The 3,311-nt window shown below is 62.7% G+C and carries 2 protein-coding genes; one reads left to right on the top strand and one right to left on the bottom strand.

Translation table 11 applies throughout. The annotated features are described in order from the left end of the window. Positions 1-47 precede the first annotated feature (47 nt). Positions 48-839, bottom strand: coding sequence for an ATP-binding cassette domain-containing protein (locus EN749_RS32975; RefSeq protein WP_189367880.1), 792 nt, complete (start codon positions 837-839; stop codon positions 48-50). Positions 840-1,019: 180 nt separating this feature from the next. On the opposite strand from EN749_RS32975, the gene EN749_RS32970 reads away from it, so the two are divergent. After that, positions 1,020-3,239, top strand: coding sequence for a TonB-dependent siderophore receptor (locus EN749_RS32970; RefSeq protein ID WP_128364734.1), 2,220 nt, complete (start codon positions 1,020-1,022; stop codon positions 3,237-3,239). Positions 3,240-3,311: the final 72 nt, after the last annotated feature.

Below are 3,311 nucleotides of genomic sequence, written 5' to 3'. Positions count from 1 at the left end.
CACAGCGGCCTGCCGCCTTCTATTTCCCGCCGCCGCATCAGATATTGTCACTGCACATAGCCGACAGGCTGGCCGGTGACGGGGTGCGCGAACACGCCCATCTCCACACCGAAAATGCCTTTCAGCACATCGCTGCGCATGATTTCGCCTGGCGTGCCGCGCGTCAGCAGCTTGCCGTCCTTGAGCGCGATCAGTTCGTCGCAGTAGCGCGCCGCCATGTTGGGATCGTGCAGCACGACGACGACACATAGGTCGCGTTTGCGGCTGAGCTCCTTGACCAGCCCGAGCACCTCGACCTGATGGGCGATGTCGAGTGCCGAAATCGGCTCGTCGAGCAGCATGACGCCGGCGTTCTGCGCCACCAGCATGGCGAGCCAGGCGCGTTGGCGCTCGCCGCCCGACAATTCGTCCACCAGCCGGTCGGCAAAACCGTCCATATCGGTCAGGGCCAGCGCCTCCTCGACATGCTGCCTGTCCTCGGCGCGGAAACGGCCAAGCGCGCCATGCCAGGGATAGCGCCCGAGCGTCGCCAGTTCGCGCACGGTCAGGCCGGTCGCCGCAGGCGTCGTCTGCGGCAGATAGGCAAGCGCGCGGGCAAATTCGCGGGCGCCCCATTGCGGCAACGGACGTCTGGCGAAAGTGATGGCGCCTGAACTCGCCGGCTGCTGGCGCGCCATGAGCTTGATAAGCGTCGACTTGCCCGAACCATTGTGGCCGATCAGCCCATAGACGCGCGAGCGCTCCAGTTCGAGCGAGACCGGACCGAGCAGCGTCCGCTCGCCGACGGCAAAGCGCACTGCGTCGATATGGAAGGCAGTCTGGGCATCAATTCCAGCCATGCTAATGGCTTTTCTCCAGTGCGGCCGCCCGCATTTCCAGATTCCGGCATTTCGACGGGTCGTGCCCGGTTGACTATGAAACATGACCTTACTAGTCAACATTGAAGATGACTGCAACGATCAACAAATCGGCGCGACCGGCAATATCGGCACGAAATTTGGAAACAGGGGGCGCACCAGATGATTTCAGGACATGGACCGATTTGGCGGAACCGGATAGCGCGCAAGCGCCTGCTGATCGCAACGGTGTCGCTGCCGGCCCTGCTTGGCTGCGGCCATGCACTGGCCCAGGAGACGGTCACCACCACCCTAGACCCGATCAAAGTCCAGGAACGTGTCGAAAGCGCTTTCGGGCCGGTCAAGGGCTACGTTGCCACAAAGGGCTCCACCGGCACCAAGACCGACACGCCGCTGATCGAGACGCCGCAATCGATATCGGTCATCACCAGGGACCAGATGGAAGCGCAGGCCGTCGACAGCCTGAACAGCGCGTTGCGCTACACACCCGGCGCCACCGGCAATCTCTACGGCACCGACAATCGCGGCCTCGGCCTGCAGTTGCGCGGCATTTCGAACGCCAGCGGCGTCTTCTACAGGGACGGGCTGCAGCTCAAGGAGAGCAATTTCACCCTGTTCACCGCACTCGATTCCTATGGCGCGGAACGCTACGAGGTGCTGCGCGGACCGGCGTCGGTACTTTATGGCCAGGCAAGCCCCGGCGGCATCATCAACTATGTCAGCAAGCGGCCAACCGAGGAAAACCTGCGCGAGGTCGAATTCGGTGGTGGCAGCTTCAACCGGTATGAAGGCAAGTTCGATTTCAGCGGCGCGGTGAACGCCGACAAGTCGCTGCTGTTTCGTCTCACCGGTGCCGCTCACATGGGCGACACGCAGACCGATTTCGTCAAGGACGACCGCATCTTCATCGCGCCGGCGATCACCTGGCAGCCCGATGCCGACACCAGCCTGACCATCCTCGCCAACTATCAGCGCGATCGCTCGGGCTGGGCGATGCAGTATCTGCCTGCCTACGGCACGGTCATACCGGGCAAGGACGGCAAGTACCTGCCGAACAGCATGTTCGTCGGCGAACCCGGCTTCGACTCCTACAACAACGACCAGGCTTCGATCGGCTACGAATTCGACCACCGTTTCAACGAAACCTGGCAGGTTCGGCAGCATGCCCGCTACGTCCACCTCACCCACACCGAGGAGGGCGTCTTTGGTGGCGGGCTGACGGACTCGAACGGCCTGGAACCTTCAAGCGGCGACTACTACCGTTATGCAGATGCCGGCGGCACCAAACTCAGCGGCGTCACCATCGACAACCAGGCACAAGCCGATTTCGACACCGGGCCGCTCGCCCACACGCTGCTCGTCGGCCTCGACTACAAACGCTATACTTACCGCGACTATGCCTCGGAAGGGACCGTCGAGGACGGTTTCAACGTCTTCGATCCGATTTACGGGTACCCGATCACCGATCTGACGCCCTACACCGATACCGACACCACCCAGCAGCAGGTCGGTCTCTATGCGCAGGACCAGGTAAAGCTCGGCAACTGGCGGCTGACCCTTGGCGGCCGCCAGGATTGGTCGGACGCCAAGGTCTACGACAATCTGGCCGGCGGCTACATTCCCGAGCAGAAGGACAACGCCTTCACCAGCCGGGCGGGGCTCGTCTATCTCGCCGACAACGGGCTTGCGCCCTATGTCAGCTACTCCGAATCGTTCCAGCCCGTGGCCGGCGCCGACAGCGACGGCAATCTGTTCGTGCCCGAGACCGGCAGGCAGTACGAGATCGGGCTGAAATACCAGCCGACCGGCTGGAACTCCTTCATTACGGCATCGGTTTTCGACCTGACCCGGCAGAATGTCGTGCGTTCCGGTAATGAGGGCTCACCCAACGATCTGTTCCAGACCGGTGAGATCCGTTCGCGCGGCGTGGAACTGGAAGCCGTGGCGAGCCTGGATGCGGGCCTCGATCTGAGAGCGGCCTACACCTACCTCGACACCAGGATCACCAAGGCGACCGCTGTCGAAGACGTCAACGGCGTCTGGGTCAGCAACGAGGGCAACATGCCCTTCGGCGTGCCGGCCCATTCCGCATCGCTTTGGGCCAATTACACCTTCATGAGCGGCAAGCTCGAAGGTCTCGGCCTGGGTGCCGGCGTCCGCTATGTCGGCTCGACCTATGGCGACGACGCCAACAGCTTCAAGGTTCCGTCGGTCGTGCTCGCCGACGCGGCGGTGCATTACGCCTGGCAGAACGCCACGCTCAGCCTCAATGCCAGTAATCTGTTCGACAAACGCTATGTCGCCTCCTGTTTCTCCTCGGGCTTCGGCTGCTTCTACGGCGAAGGCCGCAGGATCAACGGTTCGGTGAAATACACATGGTAGAAGCAATGTGGCGGGCCGGCCCAAAATGGCGGCGCTGACACGGCGCCAGTATCTTGCCGGCCTCGCCGCGAC

The sequence above is a fragment of the Mesorhizobium sp. M7A.F.Ca.ET.027.02.1.1 genome (assembly GCF_004022985.1).
Lineage (GTDB): Bacteria > Pseudomonadota > Alphaproteobacteria > Rhizobiales > Rhizobiaceae > Mesorhizobium.
The sequence above is the reverse complement of the archived record's forward strand: the minus strand, read 5'-3'. Positions and strand labels throughout refer to the sequence as shown.